Source organism: Myxococcus sp. CA051A, from assembly GCF_013336705.1.
GTDB lineage: Bacteria > Myxococcota > Myxococcia > Myxococcales > Myxococcaceae > Myxococcus > Myxococcus llanfairpwllgwyngyllgogerychwyrndrobwllllantysiliogogogochensis.
Genome location: NZ_JABUMS010000008.1, coordinates 209,625 through 235,882, shown reverse-complemented (window position 1 = coordinate 235,882; position 26,258 = coordinate 209,625). Strand labels below are relative to the sequence as shown.

Genomic DNA, 26,258 nt, shown 5'->3' with positions numbered 1-26,258 from the left:
TCGATGAGCGCAGGGGGATATATGAGATGTGTGATGTGGTCTGGCTTGCTCCTGTGGTTCGGCCTGGCGCCGACGGTGGTCTTGGCTCAGTCCCCGGCTCCGCCGACACCCAGAAAGGAAGCCGTGCAGGCAGGACTCAACGTGGAATCCCAAGCGAAGAGCCACGCGGACTCCACGGTGACCTATGGGTGGTTGAAGCCGCTGGTATATCCCAGGAGCGCCGATGCCTATTTTGGCGAGGATACGCCGAAAGTGGCTGAGTATCTGTCTTTCACCGGGGTGTCCGAGTCAGGGTTCAGTGTCGCCGCGAAGCTGCTCAGCTTTCGAGTATTCTCCAATCTTCAGTTGAGCTTACATGCCGCGATTACCTCGACGAGAACCCCGTCCAGCAGCACCGGGCCGGACGAAGAGACCGCCAAGGAAGGTAATCTCGAGAATTTCATTCAGGCTGGAGGGAATGCGACGATGTTGGCGGAGCTGCCAATGGTGGCCTATGTTTCCGCGGTCGACGATTCCGAGGGGGTGCAGAATATCGCGGTGCTGAGCTTCATGCCGTCTATCAACATGGACATTGCTCCACTGGGGGCCCCACAGGGGAATGGAGTGAGGGTTGGCCAGCTTGGGTTTCGCCTCTTCGGACAGAAGGCAGCCATAGAGGATGCCAACATCGCCGTGTTCGCCGACATCTGGATGGGTGGCTTGAAGGGAACGCCCGAGTTTTTTGGAGCCATCGGGCAGCCTGGACGTAACTCGGCGCTCTATGGCAGGGCAATCGTGGGGGTGGTCATCCTGAAAAAGGCCCGGTTGAATTTGACCAAGGTTTTCATGGGCCCCCACGGGATGCGCACTCCCTGGATTGTCTCCGTCGCGGCTGCTCCGTAGTCGCCCACCCGCAAGTGATGAACTCGGGCGCCCCGTTACCGCAGCAGGGAGCGCGCGGTGGGCTCCAGCACCAGTGACTCGGGTGCGGCTTTCAGGTGCTTGAGCAGGGCGGGGCGCACGGTGTCGTTCCAGCGCCGTGAGTTCGCGAGTCGTTCGACATGGGCGCGGTATTTCTCCCGACTCGCGAACACAGTGAACGCGACGAGCACATGTTCGCCCTCGCGCACGGGGAGGGCCGGGAAGGTGTTCGGGGCGTACTCCGTCTGGAGCAGGGTGAGCGGCGCGCCGCCCGTTTCACTCAGGACAGGCTCGAGCTGTTGCTCGACGAAGCGCAGGAACGCGGCGTCCACGGGGGCGTCACGATGGAGAATCGTGACGACGACGACGGAGTTCGGGGTCGGGTGGTTCCCCTTGTCGGGTCTGGGGGAACCCGGCGGGGGGAACCCCCGACTTCCGGTGACGGGGCGCAACAGCAGGACGTTGCTCGAGTCCTGCATCGTCGCGTTGGCCGCCTCCCGGTGCGCCTTCCACACGGGCCCACCGTAGAACCGCTTCAAGGTCTGCTCGCGAGACACCATGTCCGGGAAGCCGCGCAGCCAGACGAAACGCTCGGGCCGCGCCGAGTCCCGGAACTGTCCGACCAGGTGCGCGCCCTGGGCTTCCTGACTCTCGACGAACTCACGCTCGAACAGGTCGATGAGCACATCGCGCTGTCCCGGGTTCAGCGTGTACTGCCGCAGCTCCAGCACGGCACAGCAATCACGAGAGGCAGGTTTCACGGCGGTGGCTCCTGACGGTGGCGTCGGTGGGAGCGCACTCGCCTTCCACGTGAGCAAGAGCAGGAGCGTGAAGAGCTGGCGTCGCATCGGGCCTCCGGTAGTGGGTATCGGAGGCACCGTACGAGCCCACTAGGACAGTTCCGGTCCTGATTCGGACCGTGACAACCCCCGTCGTCTCAAGGCACGTAGGCGATGCAGTCGATCTCCACGAGCAGCCCGGCCTCTGGGAGCGCGGCCGCTTGCACGGTGGTGCGGGCGGGGCGGTGCCCGGCGAACACGCGCTCGTAGACAGCGTTCATCCGGGAGAAGTCCTTCATGTCGACGAGGAACACGCCGCAGCGCAGGACGTGCTGGAGGCTGGAGCCACCCGCCAGCAGGATGCGCTCCAGGTTGCGGAGGACCTGCTCCGTCTGCGCCTCGATTCCCTCGGCCTGCTTCCCGGTGGCTGGGTCCGTCGCGGCCTGTCCGGAGACGAAGAGCAGCGACTCCAGCCGCATGCCCGGGGAGTAGGGACCCACGGGCTTCGGCAGTCCAGGCGCGGTGACGGGCTCGTGCTTCGTCGCGGTCATGTGTCCCTCCAGGAGGCCCAACGGGGCCCGCAGCCTGCCATCCTGCTCGGGAGGATGACCAGCCTCCGCCTCGGGCGTGTGTTTCCCCTCGCGGGAAAGCGACGCTCCTGTTGAACAACGCGTCACTTGTGCCGCCTGTGTCCCAGACCCCTGGCGTCCTTTTTTCGAGGCGTCGGTGAGGACCCGGTGGGGTGAAAGCGTGATACAGCCGGAGGCAACGCGCGCACGCTCGCCAGCCGTGGCGGCCCTCGCGCGTCAGCCCGTGCCACACGCATGGGTGTGGAGGGTGACAGATGCAGTCGAGACGCGTCTCGCGATACCTGGTCGTGGTGGTTGGTTGTGCCCTGGTCGCCGCATGCGAGCAGAAGCAGGACCTGCCGGCTTCAGCGGAAGCGCTCGCTCTGGCTCGGGCCTACTTTCCGGAGCTGACCACGGAGGAGGCGCCGTCGAAGGTCTTCTCCTCCTCGGAGGTCCCCCTCACCGTCGCGGACTCCCGAGCTCTCACGTCGCGGCTCTCCGCGAGCGGGACGCTGGAGTTGACGACGCGGGGCCTGCTCTTCCGCGTCGAGCAGGGAGCTGGCGCCGATGACGCCGGTACCCTGCTTCGCGAGCGAGCGGTGTCCTTCGCGGGCCCGCGACACTTCTGGTTCCCGGTGGGTGATTCCGCCGAGGTGAGCCAGGGGTGGCGCTCCTCGCGGTTGGAGGAGGCCTGGGTGGTGGATGGCTCCGAGCCCCTCCACCGCGCGGAGTACCACGTCACGCTGCCCCCTTCGGTGACGCGCCTGCGGGATGTGGGCGAGTACGTGGAGTTCCTCGACACCGACGGGCAGCCGGTCCTGCGCTTCCACCCGTCCGAGGTGCGCGATGCGCGGGGCGAGTCCCGGCGTGGTGACACGCGCCTGTCGGGGGTTCGCGCGTCATCGCTCGCGAACGTGTTCGAGGTGGAGGGCCCTCGCGTGAGCCTCGTCACCGAAGTGGCGCTCGCCGGACTCACCGCGCCGCTGGTGGTGGACCCGGGCTGGTCGTCGACGGCCAGCATGGCGACCCCGAGGGCGCAGCACTCCTCGCTGCTCTTGACGGATGGCACGGTCCTCGTGGCCGGCGGGGTCAACAGGCTGGGCTTCGTGACCACCGCGGAGCGGTTCGACCCGGAGCGCGGGACCTGGGCGTCCGCCGCGGGCCCCGGTATCCAGGGCAATATCGCGGTGGGCGTGATGCTGCCCACGGGACGGGCGCTGGTGATGACGGACGGCAGCCTGACGGGACGCATCTACGATGCCCAGACGAACACCTGGACCGCCACGGGCGCGATGGCCGCTTCGCGCAGCCTGCCAACGGCCACCGTCCTGAACTCGGGCAAGGTGCTCGTCGCCGGTGGCTCCAACCTGGCGACCGCGGAGCTCTATGATGCCGCGACCAATACCTTCACCCCCACGGCTCCCATGGCGGTCATCCACCGCGCCCACCTGGCCGTGCTGCTGAGGAATGGACGGGTGCTGGTGATGAGCGGCTTCAGCAACCTCATCCCGGGCGAGGTCCCTGAATCCGAGCTGTATGACCCCGTCTCCGAGACCTGGTCTCTCGCGGCGCCCGCCCTGGTCCCCCGGCACTATGCGACGGGGACGCAGCTTCCGGATGGCCGGGTGCTGCTCGCGGGCGGCTTCACGGCCGGAGGGGTCACCACCCATGCGGAGCTCTATGACCCGGCGGCCAACACCTGGACCGCCACGGGAGCTCTCACCCATCCGCGCAATGGCCACACCGCCACGCTGCTGCCCAGCGGCAAGGTGCTCGTCCAGGGGGGCGCGGACGCGGCCCGCAATACGCAGACTGTCTCGGAGCTGTATGACCCCGCGACGGGGACCTGGAGCCCGGCCGGGACGTTGGCGGTGGGGCGTGAGAACATGGTGGCGACGCTGCTGCCCACGGGGCAGGTGCTGGTCAACGGCGGCTACGCCTCCAACCCGAGCCTCACCTTCTTCGCCAACGGCGACGTCTATGACGCGTCCAGCGATGTCTGGGCTCCCGCCGGCAATCTCGCGGCGGCTCGCGGTTCCAGGGCGGCCGTGTTGTTGCCCTCGGGGCAGGTGCTGGTGGCCGGAGGACGCGGCCCGGGCGGCGTGCTGGCGACGGCGGAGCGCTACACGCGCGCGAGCAACACCTGGTCGCCCGCCGCTTCCCTGGCGACGGCGCGCGAGCGGGCCACGATGAGCCTGTTGCAATCGGGCCGGGTGCTCGTCGTCGGCGGAGCCAATGGCGCGGGAGCGCTGGCCTCCGCCGAGCAGTATGACGCCACGGCCAACGCCTGGTCGGCCGCGGGCAACATGGCGACGGCCCGCGATGGCCACACCGCGACGGTGCTCGGCTTGGGCCGGGTGTTCGTGGTGGGCGGCGCGGGAGCGGCGACGGCGGAGTTGTATGACCCGGCGACCAATACCTGGAGCGGCGCCGCATCCGCCGCCACGCCTCGCTCGCGGCACGCCGCCGTGTTGCTGAACGACGGGCGTGTCCTCGTGGCGGGTGGTCAGAACGCGGGGGCGCTGTTGGCCACGGCGGAGCTGTATGACCCGACCACCAACACCTGGGCTCCAGCGGCGAGCCTCGCGCAGGGACGCGAGTCCTTCACGCTGACGGTGTTGTCCTCGGGCCGTGTGCTGGCGTCGGCGGGCACCACGCTCGCGGCGGAGCTGGCGTCGGCGGAGCTGTATGACCCGGTCTCCAACACCTGGACTCCGGCGGGCTCGCTCGCGGAGGCGCGGGCCTTCCACTCCGCGGTGCTGCTGCCGTCGGGCCGTGTGCTCGTCGCGGGAGGCCAGGGGCCGGGAGGCGCGGTGCGCGCCACGGCGGAGCTGTACGACGGCACGACGAACACCTGGAAGCCCGCGACGAACCTCGGTGGGCCCAGGGCGCGCTTCGCCGCGGTGGTGCTGCCCACGAGCGAGGTGCTCGCGCTCGGTGGTCAGTCCGCGGCCAACGCGTGGCTGGCGAGCGCCGAGCTGTACGAAGACACGGGGGCGCAGCCCTCATGGCGTCCGGTGGTGACGGGGCCGGACGAGGTGACGCGCGCGTGCTCCGCCCGAATCACCGGCGCGCGGTTCCGAGGCATCTCCGGTGCCAGCTCGGGCGACTACAAGGATTCCTCGGCGGACTTCCCGCTGGCGCGGCTGCAAGGCGTGGAGGGAGGTCGGCTCTGGAGCCTGCCGGGGACGGACCTGTCCGCCACGGGCGCGACGGTGACCATTCCCGCCAGCGCGCCGCCTGGCACCTATGCGCTGTCCGTCTTCGCCAACGGGATTGGAAGCGGGCGACTGGTGACGGTGCGGGAGAACATCGCGCCGGTGGCGCAGGACCAGACGGTGGAAACAAGTTACGGAGTCCCGGTGAATGTGACCCTGGTGGCCACGGATACCGAGGTGGGGCCGCCGCTGACCTACGTCATCGTCACGCCTCCGGCGAACGGTACACTGAGCGGGACGCCTCCCGCCGTCACGTACACGCCGAATCCGGGCTACGTGGGGCCGGACAGCTTCACCTTCGTGGCCCGGGACTGCGGTCTGGACAGCAACGTGGCCACGGTGACGGTGGGCGTGGTGGATGAAACGCCGCCGACCATCACCTGCCCGGCGGACCAGCAGGTGGAGGCGACGAGCCCGGCGGGCGCTGTCGTGACGTATCCCCCCGCCATCGCGACCGACGTCATCACCGGGAATCCGACGGTGACGTACTCACCGCCGTCGGGCGGCACGCTGCCATTGGGGATGACGACCGTCACGGCGACGGCGGAGGACGCGGCCGGCAATCAGGCGTCGTGTACGTTCCAGGTGACGGTGCGGGACACGACGCCTCCGACAGTCACCTGTCCGGTGAACATGGTGGTGGAGGCGACGGGCCCTTCGGGTGCCCCTGTGACCTATCCGGCGGCGACGGCGTCCGATGCGGTGACGGCCACGCCCACGGTGACGTACTCACCGCCGTCGGGAAGCACCTTGCCGTTGGGGGATACGACCGTCACGGCGACGGCGGAGGACGCGGCGGGCAACCGGGCCACATGCACGTTCCTGGTGACGGTGCGAGACACGACGCCTCCGACAGTCACCTGTCCGGTGAACATGGTGGTGGAGGCGACGGACCCTTCGGGTGCCCCTGTGACCTATCCGGCGGCGACAGCGTCCGACGCGGTGACGGCCATGCCCACGGTGACGTACTCGCCGCCGTCGGGAAGCACCTTGCCGCTGGGAGATACGACCGTCACGGCGACGGCGGAGGACGCGGCGGGCAACCGGGCCACGTGTACGTTCCTGGTGACGGTGCGGGACACGACGCCTCCGACAGTCACCTGCCCCGTGAACATGGTGGTGGAGGCGGCGGACCCTTCGGGTTCCCCTGTGACCTATCCGGCGGCGACGGCGTCCGACGCGGTGACGGCCTCGCCCACGGTGACGTACTCGCCGCCGTCGGGAAGCACCTTGCCGCTGGGGGATACGACCGTCACGGCGACGGCGGAGGACGCGGCGGGCAACCGGGCCACATGCACGTTCCTGGTGACGGTGCGAGACACCCTTCCGCCCGTGCTGACGTGTCCTGGGAATCAGGTGGCGGAGGTGGGGACCGCGGTGACCTATCCGGCGGCGACGGCGTCCGACGCGGTGACGGCCTCGCCCACGGTGACGTACTCGCCTCCGTCGGGAAGCACCTTGCCGCTGGGGGACACGACGGTCACGGTGACGGCGGAAGACACGGCGGGCAACCGGGCCACGTGCACGTTCCTGGTGACGGTGCGAGACATGGTTCCGCCCGTGCTGACGTGTCCTGGGAATCAGGTGGCGGAGGCGGGGACCGCGGTGACCTATCCGCCGGCCACGGCCTCCGACGTGGGGAGCACCCCGCTGGTGACGTACTCACCGCCGTCGGGAAGCATCTTGCCGCTGGGGGACACGACGGTCACGGTGACGGCGGAAGACGCGGCGGGCAACCGGGCCACGTGTACGTTCCTGGTGACGGTGCGAGACACCCTTTCGCCCGTGCTCACCTGTCCCGCGGACCCGGTGGTGGAGGCCCAGGACGCTTCGGGCGCCGTGGTGACCTATGAACCCGCGACCGTGACGGATGGGGGGGCGGCGGACCCGGTGGTGGCCTACTCAGCGCCGTCGGGAAGCACCTTCCCGTTGGGAGTGACGACGGTCACTGTGACGGCGGACGATGCGGCGGGCAACCGGGCCACGTGTACGTTCCAGGTGACGGTGCGGGACACGACGGCCCCGACGTTGAGCTGCCCGGAAAACCTCCAGGTGGCCTCGGACGAGCCGGGGGGCGCGCAGGTGACGTACACGCTGCCCACGGCGACGGACTCCGTCTCCGGGCCGGCGACCGTCACCGCGTCGCCGGAGTCCGGCTCGCGCTTCTCTTCGGGACAGACGCGCGTCACCGTCACGGCCACGGATGCCGCGGGGAACTCGGCGCAGTGCTCGTTCGAGGTCTCCGTCCAGGCCCGGTTGATCTCGATTGCCGGAGGTGGCTGTCAGTCCACGGGCGGCGGTGGAGACGCGGTGCTGGTCGTGTTGTCGGTCCTCGCCGTCTGGGCGGGCCGTCGTCGCGGCCGGGAGCGAGTCGCCCCGTGAGCCTCTTGAATCCTCTCATTCGACTCTTCAGCTTGAAGGACCTTCCCTTGCGTGAATTGGCACGGACTGGTGTGCTCGTCGCGGCCCTGGCCGCCACGACCGCCTCGGCGCAGGCACTCTCCAGCCCCCTGGTCGCGTTCGATGCGGAGCGCTTGCGTCTGAGCGCCGCCGCCACGGACTCGTTGATGGTGGACACGGGCCGGGTGCTCTCCGAGGGAGGCTTTCGGCTCAGCCTCCTCGCCAACTACGAGCGCGGCATCCTCGTGTTGGAGGGCAGTGACGGGAGCGAGCACTCCATCATCCATTACAGGACCTCGGCCTGGCTCATGGGCGCGTGGTCTCCGGTGGACCGGTTGGAGGTCTCCGCCAGATTGCCCGTCATCATCTCGCAGGGCGGGCATGGGGCGAACAGGCTGGCGGGTGTCGCGGAGCCCTCGTCCTCGGGGCTCGGCACGCCCGAGGTGGGGGCGCGCTATTCGTTGCTGCGGCGCGAGGAAGGTGCGCCGTTGTCCCTGGCGGTGGGGCTCGACGTGGGGCTCCCGGGGGGACGGGCGAGCGCCTTCGGACGTCAGGAGCACTGGGCGGGCCTCCAGTTCTCGCCCCGGGTCTCCCTGGGGCGCGAGGTGGGCATGTTCGCGCTCGGCGCGAGCGTGGGCGCGCGGGTGAGGTCCACGGAGGTGGAGCCGGGCCGCGACGTGGGCACGGAGCTGGAGCAGTCCGTGGTGGTGGCGACCCGGGGTGACGGCCTGCGCGGCGAAATCGCCCTGCAGGTGGCGGAGTCGCTGGTGCATCCGGACGTGGCGGTGGAGCTGCTCGGAGGCGTGCGGTTGCCCATTGGCATGGGCTTCGAGCTGAACGCGCTCGCCGGGCATGGCTTCACGGATATCCCAGGGACGCCCTCGTGGCGCGTGGGCGCGGGAATCGCGTGGGCGCACAACCCGGCGGCTCGCGAGGATGTCTGCAAGGGCGGACGCAAGCACACGCCCGAGCAGTGCCCCGACTCCGATGATGACGGTGACTCCGTGCCCAACAAGTCGGACCGTTGCCCGCTGGAGGCGGGGTCGCCCGACAACGCGGGTTGCCCCGACCGCGACTCGGATGGCGATGGCGTCGTCGACCGGCTGGACAAGTGCCCGAACGAGGCTGGGAGCGCGGAGACGAGCGGCTGCCCTGACTCGGACGGCGATGGCGTGCCGGATTCCGAGGACAAGTGCCCGAACGAGAAGGGCACCGTGGAGAACCAGGGCTGCCCCGCGCCCGCGAAGGACACGGATGGCGATGGCGTGCCGGATGAGTCCGACAAGTGCCCGGAGGAGAAGGGCACCGCGGAGAACCAGGGTTGCCCCGCGCCGGTACCGGCGAAGGACTCGGACGGTGACGGCGTGCCGGATGACTCCGACAAGTGCCCGAGTGAGAAGGGCACCGTGGAGAACGAAGGCTGCCCCGCCCCGAAGGACACGGATGGGGACGGCGTGCCGGACGACTCCGACAAGTGCCCGAAGGAGAAGGGCACCGTGGAGAACGAGGGTTGCCCCGAGGCGGCGAAGGCGCCGACGGAGGAGCGGCTCTCGCTGGCGGACCGTCGCGTCACCTTCCCGGTGGGGACGTCCGAGATTCAGGGTGAGGGCGCGAAGGTGCTCGACGAGATTGCCGAGCAACTGAAGGCGCGGCCCAAAGTCGCGGTGCGCATCGAGGGGCACACGGACAACACCGGTCCCGAGGACCTCAACCGCACCTTGAGTCAGGACCGCGCGGAGGCCGTGCGCGCCTACCTCATCCGCCGAGGTGTCGACGGCTCGCGACTGGAGGCCCGGGGTTACGGTCCGACCCAGCCCATCGCGACGAACGACACGCTGGAAGGACGCAGCGAGAACCGCCGCGTGGAGTTCGTCATCAAGCGGTGAGTCTGTGTGCTCGGAGTCGCGGGGCCACGTGCCCCGCGGCCCGTTGAGGCCGAGCAGGCCAGGCACTGCTCGGCCCCAGCGGACCGTGAGGAGGCGGGGATGGACCGGTTGGACGTCATGCGGCTGTTCACGCGCATCGTGGAGCGCCGCAGCTTCACGGTGGCTGCTCAGGACCTGGAGCTTCCGCGCTCGACGGCCACGCAATCCATCAAGCAACTGGAGGCCCGGTTGGGCGTGCGACTGCTCCAGCGCACGACACGCCATGTCCGGCCCACGCTGGATGGCGAGGCCTACTACCGGCGCTGTGTCGCCATCCTGGGCGAGGTGGAGGATGCCGACTCCGCCTTCAGCGGCGCAAAGCCGAAGGGACAGCTCCGCGTCGACGTCCACGGCACCCTGGCGCGGCACTTCGTCCTGCCGGCGCTGCCCTCATTCCTGGCTGAATACCCGGACCTGAAGCTCCACCTTGGCGAAGGAGACCGGCTGGTCGACCTGGTGCGGGAAGGCATCGACTGCGTCCTGCGCGTGGGCGACCTCCAGGACAGCGCCATGGTGGGGCGGCGCGTGGCGCTGCTCAAGGAGGTCACCTGCGCGAGCCCCGCCTATCTGGCCCGCCACGGGACACCCACCCGGCTGGAGGAACTCGAGGGCCACGTGGCGGTGGGCTTCATCTCGTCGGCCACGGGGTCGATGATTCCCCTGGAGTTCAGGGTCGACGGCGCGCCGAGAAACGTCACCCTCCCAGCGACTGTCACCGTCACGGGGGCGGAGACCTACGCGTCGGCGGCGAAGCTCGGGCTCGGGTTGATTCAACTGCCGCGCTACCACGTGGAGAGCGAGCTGCTCGCGGGGACGCTCGTGGAGCTGCTGCCTGAACATCCCCCGTCGCCCACGCCCGTCTCGTTGCTCTATCCGCGGAGCCGCCAGCTGTCGCCCCGGGTGCGCGTCTTCATCGACTGGCTCACGCGGGTGTTCGCCAACGCTTCCTCGGTGGCGCTCGCCGTCGAATAGGTCTGCTTCAGCCCGGCGCGCGCAAGGTCTTCAAGGCCCGGGACCATGCGAGCACTTCGTCCAGCAGCGTGTGCAGCGCGGCCTCCTGGGCGGGCGCGGGCGACCAGTTGCCCGGGTCGGTGAAAAGCGCGACGTCGGTGTACTTCGACAACGACACCTGCGCGCGCACGGTGGCGACCTTCACCTCGGCCAGCGTCGTGCGCAGATGCTCCACCGCGCGGACGCCTCCGAGTCCCCCGTAGCTCACGAACCCCGCGGCCTTGTCGTTCCACTCGGCATAGAGGAAGTCGATGGCGTTCTTCAGCGCGGCGGGGAATGAGTGGTTGTACTCCGGCGTGACGAACACGAAGCCGTCGAACGCGCCCACCGTGGCGGCCCACTTCCGCGTGTGCGCGTGGCGGTAATCCCCGCGAATGGCGGGGACGGGCTCATCCAGCAGCGGCAGGTCGTGGTCCGCCAGGTCGATGACCTCCAGGGTCGCGTCCCCCGCCACGACGGCGGCATGCCGTTGTCCGGCGGCATGGACCCAGCGGGCGACGACCTCCGCCCTGCGTCCGGGGCGGGTGCTTCCAATGACGATGCCGAGCCGGGTCAACTTCAGCCTCCCTTGATGCGTGCGCGAGAACGAGCGCCAGGGTACAACGAACGTTGTACTGAGTAAAACGATGGTTGTACCTGTGCAAAAGGAACGAAAATGCCCCGAGCAGACCGGACGAAGCCGCGTGGAGGGCAGGGGGACAAGCGTCAGGCCCTCCTGATGGGGGCGCTGACGGTCTTCGCTCGGGACGGCTACACCCGCGCCAGCATCGACATGATTGCCGACGAGGCGGGTGTGTCCACGCGCACGCTCTACAACCACTTCCAGGACAAAGCGCGGCTGTTCCAGGCCGTCATCCAGGAGAGCGCGTCACGGGTCGCCGAGGCGCAGACGGCCCTTTTGGACAGGCACCTGCGAAAAGTCACGAACCTGGAAACGGACCTCATCGAGCTCGCCCTGGCCTGGGGGACGCCGATGCCCGACTCCGCCGAACACTTCGCCCTGGTGCGACAGGTCAACGCGGAGGCGGGCCATATCCCCGCGCCCGCAATCAAGGCGTGGCGCGAGGCCGGGCCGCTCCAGGTCCGCCGGGAGCTCGCCCGCCACCTGCGACGGTTGGCGGACGAGCGGCTGTTGCGAGTCGAGGACCCGGAGCGCGCGGCCCTCCACTTCACCCGCCTGGTCTCCGTCCCAGGCCCCCATGACGGAGGGCTCGCGCTCACCAGGAAGGAGCGCGCCGAGCACGTGGCGTCCGGTGTCCGGGTCTTCCTGTATGGCTACGGCCGCTGAGGCGCGGGGAAGCCTCGCTCCCGCATCAAGGCGTCCAGGCTCGCCTCCCGCCCCCGGAAGGCCCGGTAGCCCTCGAACGGGTCCACGGTGTTGCCCACGGACAGGATGTGCTCGCGAAGCCTCGCGGCCACCTTCGGGTCATAGGCACCGCCAGCCTCGGTGAACGCCTCGAAGGCATCCGCCGACAGCATTTCCGCCCACAGGTACATGTAGTAGCCGGCCGCGTACCCGTTGCTGGCGAAGACATGCCCGAAGTGGGGCAGCCGGCTGCGCATGCCGACCTCTTCCGGCGCGCCAATCTGGCGGAGCACGTCGCGCTCGAACGTGTCGGGGTTGATGCGGCGGGCACCCGCGAGGTGCAGCTTCATCTCGACGAGCGCGGAGGTCAGGTAGTCCACCGTGTAGAAGCCCTGATTGAACGTCGCGGCCTTCTGGATGCGGGCCACCAGGTCCGCGGGCATCGGCTTGCCCGTCACGTGGTGCACGGCGAACCGGCTGAGCACCTCCGGAGTGGACAGCCAGTGCTCGAACAGCTCGGCGGGAAACTCCCCGAAGTCGCGCACCACGCGGCCACCTCCGAGCGTCGGGTACGTCACGCTCGCGCTCAGGGAGTGCAGCGCGTGGCCGAACTCGTGGAAGAGCGTCAGCGCGTCGCGCCAGCCCAGCAGCGCGACTCCTCCGGGCCCCGGCTTCACGAAGGGCATGCTGATGGCCACCAGGCCCGTCACCTCGCTCCGGAAGCGCTCCTGCACGCGGTACGTCTCGGTCTGCCCGCCGTTGTACTTGCCCGGCCTCGCGTAGGGGTCGAAGTACAACAGCCCCAGGGGCTTGCCGCTCGTGCGCTCCTTCACCGCGAAGACGCTCACGTCCGGGTGGTAGACGGGCACGTCCGGCGCGGGAGTGAAGGTGTAGCCGAACAGCTCGCCGGCGGCCCAGAACATGCCGTCCCGCAGGGAGTCGAGTCGCAGGTACGGCTTCACCTCGGTGTCGTCGAGGTCGTACTTCGCCTTGCGCACCTTCTCCGCGTAGTAGCGGTAGTCCCAGGGGGCGATGGTCTCCGGCTGTCCGTCGCGCCGGGCAATCTCCTGCATCGCCGCGACTTCCTCGCGCACGCGGGCGACGGCGGGCGTCCACATCTGCTCCAGCAGTCGCATCGCGCGCTCGGGCGTCTTGACCATGGACGTCGCGAGCTGCCGGTGGGCGTGGGTGGGGAAGCCCAGGAGCTTCGCCTGCTCGGCGCGCGCGGCGAGTATCTGGGTGATGACGCCGTTGTTGTCGTGGGAATCTCCGTGGTCCCCCCGGCTGTCGTAGTTGCGCCACACCTTCTCGCGCAGCTCGCGGCGGTCCGAATAGGTGAGGAAGTCCGCCACCGCCGAGCGCGTGTTGGCCACGGCCCACTGGCCCTTCTTCCCGCGCGCCTCCGCCTCCGTGGCGGCGGCCTTGCGCAGCGGCTCCGGCAGGCCCGCCAGGTCGGCTTCCGTTTCCAGGAGGGTGAAGCGCTTCTCGTCGGCGAGCACGTTCTGGTTGAACGTCGTGTAGAGCGTGGCGAGCTGCTGGTTGAGCGCGGTGAAGCGCTTGCCGGCCGCCGCGCCCAGGTTCGCGCCGGAGCGGACGTAGACGTCGTGGTAGTGCGCGACGAGCCGCCGCTGCTCGGGCGTCAGCTTCGCCTTCGCGGCTGAGTCGTGGACGGCCTTGATGCGCCGGAAGAGGCGACGGTTCTGGGTGCTCTCGTCCCAGAACGCGGCCAGCCGGGGCGCCATCTCTCGCTCGATGACCTGATACTCGGGTGTGTTCACGAACGAGGACCACGCGTTGTAGACCTCGAAGACGCGAGTGAATCCCCGGCCCGTGTCCTCCAGCGCGGCGATGGTGTTCTCGAACGTGGGCGGCTCGGTCGAGTCCGCGACGCGGGCCACTTCACGCCGCTCCTGCTCCATCGCTTCCTCGAGCGCGGGACGGAACTCCTCCAGCTTCACCCGGTCGAACGGAGGCGCTCCGCCGTGAGGGCCGGACCAGGGCGCGAGCAGGGTGGCGCCCTTGCCGGGAGGGGTTTCAGGAGCGGCGACGGCCGCGCCCGCCAGCAGGACAACGAGTGCTCCGATTCGGTATCGTGTCATTGACACAGAATAAGAGGCAGCTTCGGGTCGCATCCATCGAATGAAATTCGTCCAGGAACCCCAGATGACCCCCCTCGACCGAATTGATCGCACGATTCTGGAGGCCCTCCAGAACAATGCACGGCTGTCCAACAAGGCGCTCGCCGCGCAGGTGGGGCTCGCGCCCTCTTCCTGCCTCGCGCGCGTGAAGCGGCTGGAGACGGAAGGCATCATCCAGGGCTACCGCGCGGAGCTCAACGTGCGCTCCATGGGATTGGGTCTTCAGGCGCTGATCGCCGTGCAGTTGCGCCAGCACGTGGACGAGGCCTTCGGCAACATCGGTGACCACCTGCGCTCGTTGCCGGAAACGGTGGCTGTCTATTGCCTGGGCGGGACGACGGACTTCCTGGTGCACGTGGTGTGTCGCGACACCGAGCACCTGCGGGTGCTGACCATCCAGTCCTTCACCAACCGTCCCGAGGTGAGCCGCATCGAGACGTCGCTGGTGTTCTCCTTCACGCGACTGGGCGTGCCCGTCGACAAGGGCGCCTGACAGGGCGGGATTACTCGTCCAGCTCCGCGCGCGAGCGGCTTCGGGGCTCCAGTCCCAGGGCAATCTCCTTCAGCTCGAAGGTCAGCTCCCGGATGGGAAACGGCCGCACGTTGCCGAGGACAATCACCGTCAGCTGGTCCTCGGTGTAGTGGTGGAGGTTGGAGAGGAACCCATCCATGGAGCCGCCGTGCCGCACCAGCACGCCACGCTCCTTGCTGCCGGGGCTCCGCTGGTACTGCTGAATCCGGAAGCCATAGCCGTAGTAGCCGAGCGCGCGACTCTCTCCCGTGAAGAGCCGCTTCTTGCTCGGAGCGGACACCAGCCCCGAACCGAAGAGCGCCTGGTCCCAGGCGTACAGGTCATCCACCGTCGAGTAGATGTCGCCGGAGCCCAGGGCATAGGAGACGTTGTTCTCGTCGCGCGAAACGCCCAGCAGCTCCTTCGCGTAGCCGAAGGCCCGCTTGGGCGGAACGTTCGTGCTCCGCTCGATGCCCGAGTCCGTCATCGCAAGCGGCCCGAACGTCTTCTCCTGGAGCACCTCCGCGTAGCGCTTGCCGGTGACGGCTTCGATGATGAGGGCCGCGAGGTGGTAGTTCAGGTTGGAGTACTCGTGTTTCGCTCCGGGCTTGAACGAGACGCGCGCGGTGTTGATGAGCCGCAGGATTTCCGCCGAGGAGACATCGGTCTCTGATTCACGCTCCACCAGCGAGTCCAGATGCGTGGGCAGGCCGGACTGGTGCTTGAGCAGCAGGTGGAGCGTCAGGCTCTTGCCCAGGTCCGCGCGGAGCTTCGGCAGATAGCGGGAGATGGGGACGTTCAGGTCCAGCGTGCCCGCGTCCACCAACTGCATGACCGTCACGGCGGTGAAGGACTTGGTCAGCGAGCCAATCAGGAACTGGGAGTCGACCTGGTTTGCGCGCCGGCCCTTCTCGTCCGCCAGGCCGTAGGCGGCGCGATGAAGCACCTTCCCGTCCTTCGCGACGAGCACCGCGCCGCGGAAGCCCTCCTTGTCGACATAGGACTGGAGGTGGGCGTCCAGCTTCGCGGAGACGGAGGCCTGGGGGGCGCCTGGCGCCTGGGAGGCGAAGCACACGACGGCGAGAAGCGAGAGGAGCGGGGCGTGGGAGGACATGTCGGGCGTGGGCCTTAGTTGTTGGACCAGATGACGGAGGCAATCTTCCAGCCGGCGCCCGTATTCACCAGGTGCCAGCTCTCCTGGCCGCGATTGATGACGCGCTCGCCCAGATGGAAGGTGAACTCGAAGGAGACCGAGGCGATGGTTCCGTCCGTGTCGATGCGGACGTTGGTGAACTTCTCCTCGCTACGCTCCGCGTCCGCCACGATTTCATCGATGAACGTCGTCGGGTTCTGCCGTGCATCGAGCTTGAGCCGGGTCGCCTTGGGGTTCTTCTGGAGGCGGCGCTTCAGGAACTCCTCTCCATCGACGGACTGCCACGTGGCGTCCTCGCGCAGGAACAAGCCGAGGAACTTCTTCCGGTCCTTCTGGATGATGGCCTCGCGGAAGTCGTCGACCACGGCGGTGATTTGTTGCCGGGCGACGGCGGTGTCCTTGGGCTTCTCCTCCGCGAAGGCGGGCAGGGACACAAGGCAGGTGAGCAGCAGGAGCGACAGCTTCACGAAGGACTCCGAGGCGAGGTGGCGGGGTGTGTTCGCGCGGCCGGCCAGCAACCCGGGCACTTCGCGATTATTCCGCCGCATGGCCTCATGAAGCAGGAACGGCCCGGCCTGAACGAGCACCGGGCCATCCCTGTCCACGCGTCAGCGACGCGCCCGCCTCACTCGCAGGGGTTGCCGTTCAGCGTGCAGTTGAAGGGCTGTCCGAGTCCGATGGTCGTGAAGCCGAACTCCTTGCTCGCGCCCGCCTTGATGGTGGTGTTGTGGCTGACGGGAAGGAACGTGTAGTGGTCCCCGTTGCGCGTCATCGTGGAGGAGAACGGGCTCTGCGCAATCGTCCCGGCCGGCAGGTCGAACTCCAACTGCCACCCGGTGACGTTCACCGTGCCCAGGTTCTCCACCGTGTAGCGGCCCGTGTAGCCATTGGCCCAGGAAGAGCTCACGGCGAAGTGGGCGACGAGCCCGGAGGGCGCGGGCGGAGCCGTGGTCGCGATGACCGGGGCGCTCGGCGCCGACACGTTGCCCGCTGCATCCCTCGCGGTGGCGGTGAAGGTGTACGCCGTGGCCGGGCTCAACCCCAGCAACGTCACGCCCAGGCCCGTCGTGGTGGCGGCCACGTTGCCGCCGAGCCAGACGGAGTAGCCGGAGACGCCCCGGTCGTCGGTCGCCGCGTCCCAGGCCAGGGTGACGCTCGTGGAGGTCACCGCCGTCACGCGGAGGTTGGAAGGCGCGCTCGGAGGGGTGGTGTCCGGAGGCGGCGGCGCACCGACGCTGATGAGGAACAGCGAGGGCGCGGTGTCCGTCCGCGTGGTGTCCACGCCATGGCCACCGGAGTAGTCGAGCGTCTCCGCGTGTGCCCAGTCGGCGATGGGTGTCCCGTTGATGTCCAGGTGCTTGTACGCCGCGCCCGACCAGCCGAACTGGTAGATGCGCGAGGGCTCCGAATAGAAGTCGGCGTAGGGGGACGTGTCGGTGCCCACCTGCTTGCGCAGGACGTTGTTGAAGAAGACGTTCTGCGGCCCCGTGGCGCCGGACCACTTCACGGCCTTCTTCCCGGCGCCCCACCAGATGGGATACCAGTTGGAGTCATCCGGGCCGCCGCCCCCTTCCTCTCCGCAGTGGGAGCTGCAGTTGCCGGAGCGGTGCGCGTACGGAACCGTGCTGATGTTGCGCTCGAAGAGGTTTCGTCGCTCCCAGCCGCCGTGCAGGTTGAGGTCGGAGTCGAAGTCATTGCCGATGACGACGTTGCCGGACGCGGACCACTGGAAGGTGAAGTGCCGCAGGTTGCGGGACGTGTTGCCGGCGTACAGCGAGTCCCAGACGCGGGAGCCTCGGAAGTAGCCGTTGCCGCCCTTGCCCTTGTTCCATGCGCCGTCGAGCACGTTGTCGACAATCTGGAGGTTCTTCGCCTCCTCCGTGACGATGGGATGCGAGCCCGTCATCTCCGCGCGGATGCCCCTCACCCACGAGTCCGCGACCCACTTGAAGACGATGCCGTGCATCTCGTACGCGGGCGCCAGGTTGCCGTAGTTGTGGAGCGCGGCCGAGGCGCTCACTCCCGGCACCTCCTGCGTGAAGTACAGGTTCTCGATGCCCACGCCGACGATGGGGTCGACGAGCGGGGCCGCCTTGGAGTCGTACACCGAGCCGTCGATGGCGGTGGACCCGTCCGAGGTCGACGTCACCGGGACGTCGTATTCGAGCGGCTTGTCCAGGGTGAGCGTCTTGTTGCCCGTGTCGACGGCGGCGATGCGGAAGAGCTGCTGACGCATGTGCAGGTTGGACAGCGCGTGCTGGGTGGGCAGCGCCTGCTGCTCGGCGTAGAAGGCCCGTGAGTTGGCGGCGCGGATGTTGACGAGCCTGCCCACGGCCAGCGCGGCGGAGTTCGCCGCCAGGTACACCACGGTGTCGCCCGCGCGCGCGGCGAAGCCGGTGTCACCCGGCTTCACGCGGAGCTTCACGCCGACCTTCCAGTGGACATTCACGGTGCCCTCGAAGATGTCCGCCCGGTTGGGAGGCGCCGTCTGGTAGTCGTCGTTCTCGTCCTCGTTGTACGAGGTGTGGACGCCGCGCGACTGCACGCGGAACAGGCCTCGTCCTGGCCACAGCCAGCCGCCCTTGCCCTCCCCGTGCGTCATGCCGTCCTCGTCCCAGTCGCCACCGTCCGACGTCAGGGTGTCGTAGCGGGTGTTCACATCGGGGCGGAACACCAGCTTCGTGCCCGTCACCGGCGAGGAGCCCGCGCCACGGATGATGAGGTAGCTGGCGTCCACGCCCAACTGTCGGGACACGTCGAGCTGGCCCGCGGGAAGTGAGAGCAGGGAGAGCTTCGTGTACGAGGCGCTGGGGGTGCACGCCGTGCGCAGGTGGTCGATGGCGGCCTGCAGACCCGTGGTGTCGTCCACGCCATCGTTGGGGAGCACGCCGTAGGTCGTCGCCAGCTCCGCCGGAGTCACCCGGCACGTGGCGTCCGGATTGATGTCCCCTTCACCCGGGAGGTTCTGCCCGCCCCGGTAGCCCGCCTTGGACCAGTCCGGCAGCCCGGAGATGGGCGCCCTGCGATTCGCCGGCGACAGGTCAAGCACTGTCTGCGCCCAGGTCGGCGTCGAGCCCAGGACCGCCACAGAGGAAAACGTCAACAACACCAACCGGAGCAAGCCGGTTCTTCGAGTGAGCATGAACAACTCCAGTCTTGGGTGTCCGCGTGGCAGGTGTTGCACCACTGATACGGATTTATCCAAGACTAGTCAGATATGCTCGGATAACAGCTCTAGCCCGTCCGGCGTCCGGACGGCCAGAAAGGTCCTACACCCATGAAGCCCTCCTCGCTGCGTGCCGCGCTCTGTGTGTTGTCCGCCGTCGCCGCTCCCTCCGCCTTCGCGTGGGGCAGCACCTATTCCATCCCCTTGTTCGAGTCTCGGATGACGGCGGCCCGTGCGAGTGGAAGCACGGGTGGGACGACGGTGATTCGCTCGGAAGTGAAGACCGCGCTGGAGTCGTTCCTCAGCTCCGACGACGGGCAGACGGACGCCGCCGAGTACGCCTATCTCGCGGGCAAGGTCGCCAGCCCCACGTTCCTCACGGGCATCGACACCTCGGCCCGGGACTACCTGTTCCGCTATCACGAGCTGAATGACGGGGCGGCGACCACGTCACCGCTGGACGTGGCTTCGCCTGCCCAGACGCCCGCGCAGATTTTCGGCGCGAGCGGCCGGCTGGCGAGCAACGCGTGGATTCAGGAGGGTGGAATCCCCGAGGGCGAAGGTGTGGCGAACCAGACCACGCTCCAGTGGACCTACTACGGCTACTTCGGTCCGCAGTCGTCCACCTTCGCGCCCGTCACGTACGCGGAGCTGAGCGCGAGGCTCGGCTCGACGATTTTCGGCCAGGCGCCGAGCGCGGCCGAGGTCAACGGCGCGCTCGCCTGGCTGAGCGCGCACGCGGGCTCCGGGGCCCGCTACTACGTCGCGTCGTGGCATGACTCGTACGGCCGCACGGGCCCCGGGGACATCGGCGGCTACGTGGTGGCGTCCGTCAACAACACGCGAGACTCCGTCCGCTACATCGAGGTGATGACCTGGTCGGATTAGCGACTCAGGCGACGGCCACATAGGAGGCGACGGCGACCATGCAGGCGCCGAACGTCCACCCCTGGATGCGCAGGGCGCGCTCGGAGCGGAAGCGTCCCAGGATGAGCTTCCCTCCGTAAATCCAGGGGAAGTGGCACGCCACGCAGACGAGGAGGAAGGCCGCGGTGAGCTGCGCGGCCTGCGACAGCAGGGCTCCCGCCGGGTTCAGGAACTGGGAGAACATCACCAGGACCATCGAGTGAATCTTGGGGTTGAGGGCCACCGTGAGGAGGCCGTCGACGAAGCCGAGCCGCTCCGGTTCGTCCTCCGCTCCGGAGGGCGAGCTGGAGGCACGGAAGAAGCCCCACGCGAGGTAGAGCAGGTACACGACGCCGCACCAGCGCAGCACGTGGTGCAGCGAGGGAATCCCTTGCAGCACCCGGCCCAGCCCCAGTCCGTAGAGCAGGCAGAGGGCGACATTGGCCACCTCGAAGCCCGTCCAGAACGGCAGCGAGCCGCGGATGCCGAAGCGTCCGCCCGCGGTGGCGAGCACCGTGTTGCCGGGCCCGGGGCTGAACACCATCGGCACGGTGTAGCCCAGGAACATCACCCACACTTCAGCGGGAATCATGGCGAAAGCCCCCACGCGCCCTCGTGGTGGTGATGGGGCGCGAGCAGGGACACAAACTCCATTTCGAGCCGAGCACCCAGCGAGCTATCCTCGCGCGCTCGATAAAGGGAGCTCATCGAGCATGCGCCGCATTCCACCGCTCGGCGCCCTTCGTGCCTTCGAGGCCGGGGCGCGGCACTTGAGCTTCACCCGCGCCGCCACGGAGTTGCGTGTCACCCAGGCGGCCATCAGCCACCAGGTGCGCCAACTGGAGGACTGGCTCGGCGTCTCGCTCTTCGAGCGCCGGGGACATGCGCTGACGTTGACGACGAAGGGCAAGGCGTATCTGCGCGAGCTGACGCCCGTGTTCGAGCGACTGTCGGAAGCGACCACGCGCCTGTACGAGGCGGAGCAGGGGCCCCTGCGGCTCACCGTGCTGCCCTCGTTCGCTTCGTCCTGGCTCCTGCCGCGCCTGGAGGGATTTCGCCGGCTCCATCCCGACATCGAGCTTCACCTGAGCAGCGTGTCCGAGCTGTGGGACTTCCTCGACGACCGCTTCGACGTGGGCATCCGCTCCGGGCTGGGACGGTGGACGGGACTGAAGGCGGAGCAGCTCGCGCCGGAGGTGCTCGCGCCCGTGTGCAGCCCGGCCCTCGCCAGGAAGCTGCGCGCGCCGTCGGACCTGGGGAAGGTGCGCCTCCTCCATGACACGCCGAAGGACGGGTGGCGCCGCTGGCTGGATGCCGCCGGCGTCGATGGCGTGGACACCGGGAAGGGCTTCGCGTTCAACGATGCCGGGCTGGTGCTTCAGGCCGCACGGCAGGGTGATGGCGTGGCGCTCGGGCGATTGCTGCTCGCCGCGGATGACCTGAAGGCGGGGCGGCTGGTGCGGCCCTTCGCGACGGTCCTCCCCAACGACTTCGGCTACTGGCTGGTCCACCCCCGGCCGCTGTCGAGCCGGAGGGACGTCGTCGCGTTCAGGACGTGGCTGCTCGCCGAGGCCCAGGCCACCTCGAAGGCATTGGGGCTGGTGCCCGAAGTCGCGCGGAGGCGGGAGTAGACCTCGTCGTGCTCGGTTACCCTCCCTCGGAGGAAGTGACCCTGCACTTCGAAAAGACATCTTCCGTTGTTGCTGTCATGGGGTTGCTGGTGCCCCTGGCCGTGCCTGGAGGCGTGAGGAGACTCAGCGCATCCCGGCGAGCGTGAAGTCACACGACCCCCGTGGGTCATCGCGAGGCCGGCGACCAGGGATGGGACTGGAAGTGCTCGGTGAGCAGCTCCAGCAGGGCGCGCACGGCCGGCGACACGTGACGGGCGCTCGGGTACACGGCGAAGAGGGGCACGGGAGGTGGCGCGAAGCGCTGGAGCACTTCGCGGAGTGTTCCGGCGGCCACCGCCTCGGCGGAGTGAATCTGGGAGAGTCGCGCGAGGCCCACGTCGGCTACGGCCAGGGCGACCAGCACCCGGAAGCTGTTGACCGCGACGCTCGGGACGATGGACACGGAGAGAGGCTTCTTGTCTCCCCGGAAGGTCCACGTCGTCGGCGTATTGGAGCCGGTCATCGCCAGGCAGCGGTGCTTCATGAGCTCCCGAGGCTCCTTGGGCGTGCCCGCGCGACGCAGGTATGCGGGGCTCGCGAACACCCCTATCTGCTGGGGCGCGCCCAGTCGCCGGGCGATGAGGCGTGAGTCGTCCAGGGTGCCTGCGCGGACCGCGATGTCGTAGCCCTCCTCGACCAGATTCACGCGCCGGTCGGTGAGGTCGGCCTCCAGCTTCACCTCGGGATAGCGGGAGGCGTAGACGGCGAGCAGGGTGTCGAGCACGTTCTGCCCCATCTCGAAGGGCATCGTCATTCGCAGGCGCCCGCTCGGATGGGCCTGGAGCTTGCCGACCACGGACTCTGCGTCGCGCAAGGCGGCGATGGCCGGGGCGACCTCGCGCTGGTAGCTGGCGCCAATGTCGGTGAGCGTCAGGCTGCGCGTGGTCCGCGCGAAGAGCCGCGCGCCGAGGTGTTCTTCCAACCCCGCCACCCGCTGGCTGAGCGTCGACTTGGGGATGCCCAGCTTGCGCGCGGCGCCCCGGAAGCTGCCCTGCTCGGCGACCTCCAGGAACGCGATGACGGCGTTGGGGTCCGCCTGACGGATTGTCCGCATGGCCGGACAGTACTTCCCAAATCATTCGATTGGCCACAATGCCCCACGGGAGCACATTCCCTGGCGTCACCCCGCCAAGGAGCGGACTCATGAACCTCTTTTCTTCCTACCGTCTGGGCCCCACCGAACTCGCCAACCGCGTCGTGATGGCGCCAATGACTCGCAGCCGGGCGCCGAGCGCGCTGCCCAACGCGCTGATGCGCGAGTACTACACGCAGCGTGCCTCCGCCGGGCTCATCATCACCGAGGGCATCGCGCCGTCTCCGAACGCGCTGGGCTATGCCCGCATCCCGGGCCTCTTCTCTCCGGAGCAGGTCGACGGGTGGCGCGCCATCACCCGGAGCGTCCACGAGGCGGGCGGGCGCATCTTCGCCCAGCTCATGCACGTGGGGCGCATCGCGCATCCGCACAACCTCCCGGCGAACGCCCGCATCCTCGCGCCGAGCTCCGTGCGTCCCGAGGGCACCATGTACACGGACCAGGCGGGCCTGCAGCCGTATCCGTCCCCGGAGGCGATGAGCGAGGCGGACCTCCGCGCGACTCGCGACGAGCTGGTCCAGGCGGCGCGCAATGCCATCGCGGCGGGCTTCGACGGCGTCGAGTTCCATGGCGCCAATGGCTACCTGCTGGAGCAGTTCCTCCACCCGCACACCAACCGTCGCGAGGATGCCTACGGTGGCAGCGCGGAGAACCGCGCCCGCTTCGTCGTGGAGGTGGTGCGGGCGGTGTCCGAGGCCATCGGCGCGGAGCGCGTGGCCATCCGGCTCTCGCCCTACAGCACCTACAACGACCTGCCCGCCCACGAGGGTGTCCAGGAGCAGTACACGGTGCTGGCGCGTGAGCTGCGCGGTCTGGTCTACGTTCACCTCATCGCGAGCGTGGAGAAGGGGTTCACCGCGACGGCGGACGCCATCCGACGTTCCTTCGGCGGGCCCATCATCCTCAACGGGGGCTTCACCCGTGACCGCGCGCAGGCCGCGCTCGACGCGGGACGCGCCGACTTGATTGCCTTCGGCCGGCCCTTCATCGCCAACCCTGACCTCGTCGCACGGATGAAGGGCGATGCCGAACTCGCGGCCCCTGACTTCCAGCGGCTCTACACACCGGGCGCGGAAGGCTACGTGGACTACCCCGCGCTCGGCTGATGGCGAGCCCACGGCCCGGACAAGGCCCCGCGTCATCACGGCACCGGTGACTGAATGGCACCTACATCGGAGATACCGCTTTGTATCGCTGACATTCCGTGGGCAGATGAGGGCCGTTGCTGACAGCAGCCTCGAGCGGAGGACCTCGTGTCCACGGATACGTACTATGTGCGGGTGGGGAAGACAGCGGGGCGGGAAGTCACCCTGCACTGTCTGACCGGCTTTGGTGGCGGCTTCACGGACTACGCTTCAGGCCGCGCCTTCGGCTTGATGCTGCTCCTGGACGCGAAGAGACGCGCTGACCCTACCGAGTTTCTGGTGAGGGGCTTGCCGAAGGCAGTGGCGAGGGAACGGGTCGCCCTGGCGAAGAAATCAAGCAAGGCAAAGTCGCCCCTTCATGCGGAGCTGGGCGAGCCCCCCGTCTGGGACGCCGCGTGGCACGCCGAACACACGCCGCGCTTCGTGGCGCGCTCCCACCTTCTCGCGCGGCACAACGCGGTCGGCGAAGGGCGGCTGCAGAAGATCATCGACGAGCTCTCCCCCCTCCAGCAAAAGGGGAAGGGACTCTTCCTGGATGCCGCCTGGGCGCGTCTTCATCACTTCGACCTCTCGGTGGAAGTGACGGATGAGAAGTACCTCCAGCACCTCGTGGAGGGGCACGTCTTCGGAACGACGGCCTACGACGCCTGGATCGAGAAGCAACTGCCCCCGAAGAAGAAGGTGTCGGCGAAGAAGCCGAAGCTGGCGAAGCCGAAGCTGACGAAGCCAAAGCTGACGAAGCCGAAGCTGACGAAGCCGGCGAAGCAGCCCGTGACCGCCCGGCGCAATGAAAAGAAGCGACGACCCTCCAGGGCTGGAACCTGAAGGGCTCCTCGTTCATCGGACGTTCGACCTCTCGACGTTGACGGTGTCGGCGAGCCGACGCCGCGCTACCAGCGGGCGTGGGGGTTGGCCACCTGCCGCGTCGTCGCGTTGAGCCGGTTCCAGAGGTTGACCAGGCCAATGGACATCACCAGGGTCCCCAGGGCCGTCTCGTCGTAGTGCCGGGCCGCTTCCTTCCAGACGTCGTCGGGGACGGGGTCCGAGCGGTCGCTGAGCCGGGTGACGCACTCGGTGAGTGCCAGCGCGGCGCGCTCGGCGTCGGTGAAGTAGGTCGTGTCGCGCCAGGCGGCCACCGCGAAGAGGCGGTCATCGGTTTCCCCGGCCTTCTTGGCCATGCGCGGGTGCATGTCCACGCAGACGCCGCAGCCGTTGATTTGACTGGCGCGCAGGTGGACCAGGTCGAGCGTCTTCTGCGGCACGCCGCCCTTGTGGGTGGCCGCTGCCAGGGCCTGCAGGGCGTTCATGGCCTCGGGGACGACCATCGCGGGGTTCTTCATGCGGGAGTTCATGGTGAGGACGCTCCAAGGGCCTCCAGGGCCCTGGCTGATGGGTGGACCGAACATCCGCGTGCGTGTCATTCCGGCTGCGTTACGTTCGGCGCCGCGGTGACGGACCTCAGCGAAAGAGTGTGACCGGTGGACGAAAAGAATCTGCGGGCCGAGGGCTTCGAGGCACACCGGGTCCACTTGCGAGCCGTGGCCTATCGGATGCTGGGTTCACTCAGCGACGCGGAGGACGCTGTCCAGGAGTCCTGGTTGCACTTCAGCCGGGCGGACACCCATGACGTCGCGAACCTGCGGGGCTGGCTGACCACGGTCGTCTCGCGCGTGTGCCTGGACCAGTTGCGCTCACGCGAGTCGCGCCGTGAGGAGCCCTCGGAAAGCAAGGGCGTGGAGCTGCTCGCCAGTCACGCGGCCGGCGGCAATCCCGAGCAGGAGTCGCTCATGGCGGACTCGGTGGGGTTCGCGCTGCTCGTGGTGCTCGAAGCCCTGAGTCCTCCCGAGCGCATCGCCTTCGTGCTGCACGACATGTTCTCCCTGACGTTCGACGAGATAGCGCCCATCGTCGGGCGCAATGCGACGGCGACCCGGCAGCTCGCCAGCCGCGCGCGTCGTCGCGTACACGGCGCGGCCCTGTCACCGGAGGCGGGCCTCACCGCGCAGCGAGACGTCGTCGCCGCCTTTCTCTCCGCCGCGCGCAGTGGAGACCTCGATGCGCTGCTCGCCGTGCTGGACCCCGAAATCGTCGCGCGCACGGATGCGCGGGTCCTGCCCGCGGGAGCACCGAGGGAGGCTCGCGGGGCGAGAGAGGTTGCCCGGCAGGCGCAGATCAACGCGGCCCGGGGCGGCTTCGCTCAACTGGGGCTCATCAACGGAAAGGTCGGACTCATCGTGGCTCCGGGAGGACGGCTGCGCTCCGTCCTGGTCTTCACCATCAGCGACGGGAAGGTCCTCGCCCTCGAATCCATCTTCGACCCGGAGCGTCTGGGGCGGCTGGAGCTGGCGGTGTTCCCGGCCTGAGCCGC

The 26,258-nt window shown here is 68.6% G+C and carries 21 protein-coding genes; 11 read left to right on the top strand and 10 right to left on the bottom strand.

The window, feature by feature from the left end:
* Positions 1 to 33 precede the first annotated feature (33 nt).
* Positions 34 to 882, top strand: a complete 849-nt coding sequence (locus HUA74_RS23900; RefSeq protein ID WP_174456394.1) for a hypothetical protein — start codon at positions 34 to 36, stop codon at positions 880 to 882.
* Between the two features lie 35 nt (positions 883 to 917).
* Here the strand turns inward: HUA74_RS23900 and HUA74_RS23895 are convergent, their stop codons facing one another.
* Positions 918 to 1,661: an NIPSNAP family protein gene (locus HUA74_RS23895; protein ID WP_371817301.1), complete on the bottom strand. Its 744-nt coding sequence runs from the start codon at positions 1,659 to 1,661 to the stop codon at positions 918 to 920.
* A gap of 176 nt (positions 1,662 to 1,837) precedes the next feature.
* Positions 1,838 to 2,230 carry a RidA family protein gene (locus tag HUA74_RS23890; protein ID WP_174456392.1) on the bottom strand — a complete coding sequence of 131 codons (393 nt, stop codon included), beginning with the start codon at positions 2,228 to 2,230 and terminating at the stop codon, positions 1,838 to 1,840.
* 293 nt (positions 2,231 to 2,523) lie between these two features.
* Here HUA74_RS23890 and HUA74_RS23885 point away from each other — a divergent pair, with 293 nt between their 5' ends.
* The 3 genes from HUA74_RS23885 to HUA74_RS23880 all read left to right on the top strand — a co-directional run bounded on the left by HUA74_RS23885 (position 2,524) and on the right by HUA74_RS23880 (position 10,763).
* Complete coding sequence (locus HUA74_RS23885; RefSeq protein ID WP_254625213.1) at positions 2,524 to 7,848, top strand: HYR domain-containing protein; 5,325 nt, start codon at positions 2,524 to 2,526, stop codon at positions 7,846 to 7,848.
* A 47-nt stretch (positions 7,849 to 7,895) separates the two neighbouring features.
* Entirely contained in the window at positions 7,896 to 9,752 is a 1,857-nt protein-coding gene (locus HUA74_RS45835; RefSeq protein WP_254625212.1) for an OmpA family protein, read from the top strand.
* A 99-nt stretch (positions 9,753 to 9,851) separates the two neighbouring features.
* The gene (locus HUA74_RS23880) at positions 9,852 to 10,763 is read left to right on the top strand and encodes a LysR family transcriptional regulator (RefSeq protein ID WP_174456391.1); all 912 of its coding nucleotides are present in this window, start codon (positions 9,852 to 9,854) and stop codon (positions 10,761 to 10,763) included.
* Positions 10,764 to 10,770: 7 nt separating this feature from the next.
* Here HUA74_RS23880 and HUA74_RS23875 read toward each other — a convergent pair whose 3' ends face one another.
* Positions 10,771 to 11,358, bottom strand: coding sequence for an NADPH-dependent FMN reductase (locus HUA74_RS23875; RefSeq protein WP_174456390.1), 588 nt, complete (start codon positions 11,356 to 11,358; stop codon positions 10,771 to 10,773).
* Between the two features lie 99 nt (positions 11,359 to 11,457).
* Here HUA74_RS23875 and HUA74_RS23870 point away from each other — a divergent pair, with 99 nt between their 5' ends.
* Complete coding sequence (locus HUA74_RS23870) at positions 11,458 to 12,090, top strand: TetR/AcrR family transcriptional regulator (RefSeq protein ID WP_174456389.1); 633 nt, start codon at positions 11,458 to 11,460, stop codon at positions 12,088 to 12,090.
* Here HUA74_RS23870 and HUA74_RS23865 read toward each other — a convergent pair.
* On the bottom strand, positions 12,078 to 14,207 hold the full coding sequence (locus HUA74_RS23865; protein ID WP_174456388.1) for a M3 family metallopeptidase: 2,130 nt from the start codon (positions 14,205 to 14,207) through the stop codon (positions 12,078 to 12,080). The genes HUA74_RS23870 and HUA74_RS23865 overlap by 13 nt on opposite strands.
* 64 nt (positions 14,208 to 14,271) lie before the next feature.
* On the opposite strand from HUA74_RS23865, the gene HUA74_RS23860 reads away from it, so the two are divergent.
* Positions 14,272 to 14,739, top strand: coding sequence for an Lrp/AsnC family transcriptional regulator (locus HUA74_RS23860; RefSeq protein WP_174456387.1), 468 nt, complete (start codon positions 14,272 to 14,274; stop codon positions 14,737 to 14,739).
* 10 nt (positions 14,740 to 14,749) lie between these two features.
* Here HUA74_RS23860 and HUA74_RS23855 read toward each other — a convergent pair whose 3' ends face one another.
* The 3 genes from HUA74_RS23855 to HUA74_RS23845 form a co-directional block, all read right to left on the bottom strand.
* The gene (locus HUA74_RS23855; protein WP_174456386.1) at positions 14,750 to 15,871 is read right to left on the bottom strand and encodes a serine hydrolase; all 1,122 of its coding nucleotides are present in this window, start codon (positions 15,869 to 15,871) and stop codon (positions 14,750 to 14,752) included.
* Between the two features lie 14 nt (positions 15,872 to 15,885).
* The gene (locus HUA74_RS23850) at positions 15,886 to 16,458 is read right to left on the bottom strand and encodes a nuclear transport factor 2 family protein (protein WP_254625211.1); all 573 of its coding nucleotides are present in this window, start codon (positions 16,456 to 16,458) and stop codon (positions 15,886 to 15,888) included.
* Between the two features lie 77 nt (positions 16,459 to 16,535).
* The gene (locus HUA74_RS23845) at positions 16,536 to 19,052 is read right to left on the bottom strand and encodes a cellulose binding domain-containing protein (RefSeq protein ID WP_174456385.1); all 2,517 of its coding nucleotides are present in this window, start codon (positions 19,050 to 19,052) and stop codon (positions 16,536 to 16,538) included.
* A gap of 135 nt (positions 19,053 to 19,187) precedes the next feature.
* Between HUA74_RS23845 and HUA74_RS23840 the strand changes: the two genes are divergently transcribed.
* Positions 19,188 to 19,964, top strand: coding sequence for a hypothetical protein (locus HUA74_RS23840; protein ID WP_174456384.1), 777 nt, complete (start codon positions 19,188 to 19,190; stop codon positions 19,962 to 19,964).
* A 4-nt stretch (positions 19,965 to 19,968) separates the two neighbouring features.
* Here HUA74_RS23840 and HUA74_RS23835 read toward each other — a convergent pair whose 3' ends face one another.
* Positions 19,969 to 20,574: a LysE family translocator gene (locus HUA74_RS23835; RefSeq protein ID WP_174456383.1), complete on the bottom strand. Its 606-nt coding sequence runs from the start codon at positions 20,572 to 20,574 to the stop codon at positions 19,969 to 19,971.
* Positions 20,575 to 20,695: 121 nt separating this feature from the next.
* Between HUA74_RS23835 and gcvA the strand changes: the two genes are divergently transcribed.
* Positions 20,696 to 21,613, top strand: coding sequence for a transcriptional regulator GcvA (gene gcvA / locus HUA74_RS23830; protein WP_174456382.1), 918 nt, complete (start codon positions 20,696 to 20,698; stop codon positions 21,611 to 21,613).
* A gap of 166 nt (positions 21,614 to 21,779) precedes the next feature.
* Here the strand turns inward: gcvA and HUA74_RS23825 are convergent, their stop codons facing one another.
* Positions 21,780 to 22,706 carry a LysR family transcriptional regulator gene (locus HUA74_RS23825; protein WP_174456381.1) on the bottom strand — a complete coding sequence of 309 codons (927 nt, stop codon included), beginning with the start codon at positions 22,704 to 22,706 and terminating at the stop codon, positions 21,780 to 21,782.
* 89 nt (positions 22,707 to 22,795) lie between these two features.
* Here HUA74_RS23825 and HUA74_RS23820 point away from each other — a divergent pair, with 89 nt between their 5' ends.
* Positions 22,796 to 23,851: an alkene reductase gene (locus HUA74_RS23820; protein WP_174456380.1), complete on the top strand. Its 1,056-nt coding sequence runs from the start codon at positions 22,796 to 22,798 to the stop codon at positions 23,849 to 23,851.
* A 147-nt stretch (positions 23,852 to 23,998) separates the two neighbouring features.
* Positions 23,999 to 24,715 (top strand): hypothetical protein, encoded by a 717-nt coding sequence (locus HUA74_RS23815; protein ID WP_174456379.1) that lies wholly within the window; start codon positions 23,999 to 24,001, stop codon positions 24,713 to 24,715.
* A gap of 65 nt (positions 24,716 to 24,780) precedes the next feature.
* Here the strand turns inward: HUA74_RS23815 and HUA74_RS23810 are convergent, their stop codons facing one another.
* Positions 24,781 to 25,242 carry a carboxymuconolactone decarboxylase family protein gene (locus HUA74_RS23810; RefSeq protein ID WP_141641480.1) on the bottom strand — a complete coding sequence of 154 codons (462 nt, stop codon included), beginning with the start codon at positions 25,240 to 25,242 and terminating at the stop codon, positions 24,781 to 24,783.
* 126 nt (positions 25,243 to 25,368) lie between these two features.
* Between HUA74_RS23810 and HUA74_RS23805 the strand changes: the two genes are divergently transcribed.
* Entirely contained in the window at positions 25,369 to 26,253 is an 885-nt protein-coding gene (locus HUA74_RS23805; RefSeq protein ID WP_174456378.1) for a sigma-70 family RNA polymerase sigma factor, read from the top strand.
* The last annotated feature ends 5 nt before the right edge of the window (positions 26,254 to 26,258 follow it).

Excerpts from the sequence above, each read along its gene's own strand:
- HUA74_RS23900 (WP_174456394.1), top strand. The coding sequence starts at position 34 with ATGTGGTCTGGCTTGCTCCTGTGGTTCGGCCTGGCGCCGACGGTGGTC.
- HUA74_RS23890 (WP_174456392.1), bottom strand. The coding sequence starts at position 2,230 with ATGACCGCGACGAAGCACGAGCCCGTCACCGCGCCTGGACTGCCGAAG.
- HUA74_RS23885 (WP_254625213.1), top strand. The coding sequence starts at position 2,524 with ATGCAGTCGAGACGCGTCTCGCGATACCTGGTCGTGGTGGTTGGTTGT.
- HUA74_RS23880 (WP_174456391.1), top strand. The coding sequence starts at position 9,852 with ATGGACCGGTTGGACGTCATGCGGCTGTTCACGCGCATCGTGGAGCGC.
- HUA74_RS23870 (WP_174456389.1), top strand. The coding sequence starts at position 11,458 with ATGCCCCGAGCAGACCGGACGAAGCCGCGTGGAGGGCAGGGGGACAAG.
- HUA74_RS23865 (WP_174456388.1), bottom strand. The coding sequence starts at position 14,207 with ATGACACGATACCGAATCGGAGCACTCGTTGTCCTGCTGGCGGGCGCG.
- HUA74_RS23860 (WP_174456387.1), top strand. The coding sequence starts at position 14,272 with ATGACCCCCCTCGACCGAATTGATCGCACGATTCTGGAGGCCCTCCAG.
- HUA74_RS23855 (WP_174456386.1), bottom strand. The coding sequence starts at position 15,871 with ATGTCCTCCCACGCCCCGCTCCTCTCGCTTCTCGCCGTCGTGTGCTTC.
- HUA74_RS23850 (WP_254625211.1), bottom strand. The coding sequence starts at position 16,458 with ATGCGGCGGAATAATCGCGAAGTGCCCGGGTTGCTGGCCGGCCGCGCG.
- HUA74_RS23845 (WP_174456385.1), bottom strand. The coding sequence starts at position 19,052 with ATGCTCACTCGAAGAACCGGCTTGCTCCGGTTGGTGTTGTTGACGTTT.
- HUA74_RS23840 (WP_174456384.1), top strand. The coding sequence starts at position 19,188 with ATGAAGCCCTCCTCGCTGCGTGCCGCGCTCTGTGTGTTGTCCGCCGTC.
- HUA74_RS23835 (WP_174456383.1), bottom strand. The coding sequence starts at position 20,574 with ATGATTCCCGCTGAAGTGTGGGTGATGTTCCTGGGCTACACCGTGCCG.
- gcvA (WP_174456382.1), top strand. The coding sequence starts at position 20,696 with ATGCGCCGCATTCCACCGCTCGGCGCCCTTCGTGCCTTCGAGGCCGGG.
- HUA74_RS23825 (WP_174456381.1), bottom strand. The coding sequence starts at position 22,706 with ATGCGGACAATCCGTCAGGCGGACCCCAACGCCGTCATCGCGTTCCTG.
- HUA74_RS23820 (WP_174456380.1), top strand. The coding sequence starts at position 22,796 with ATGAACCTCTTTTCTTCCTACCGTCTGGGCCCCACCGAACTCGCCAAC.
- HUA74_RS23810 (WP_141641480.1), bottom strand. The coding sequence starts at position 25,242 with ATGAACTCCCGCATGAAGAACCCCGCGATGGTCGTCCCCGAGGCCATG.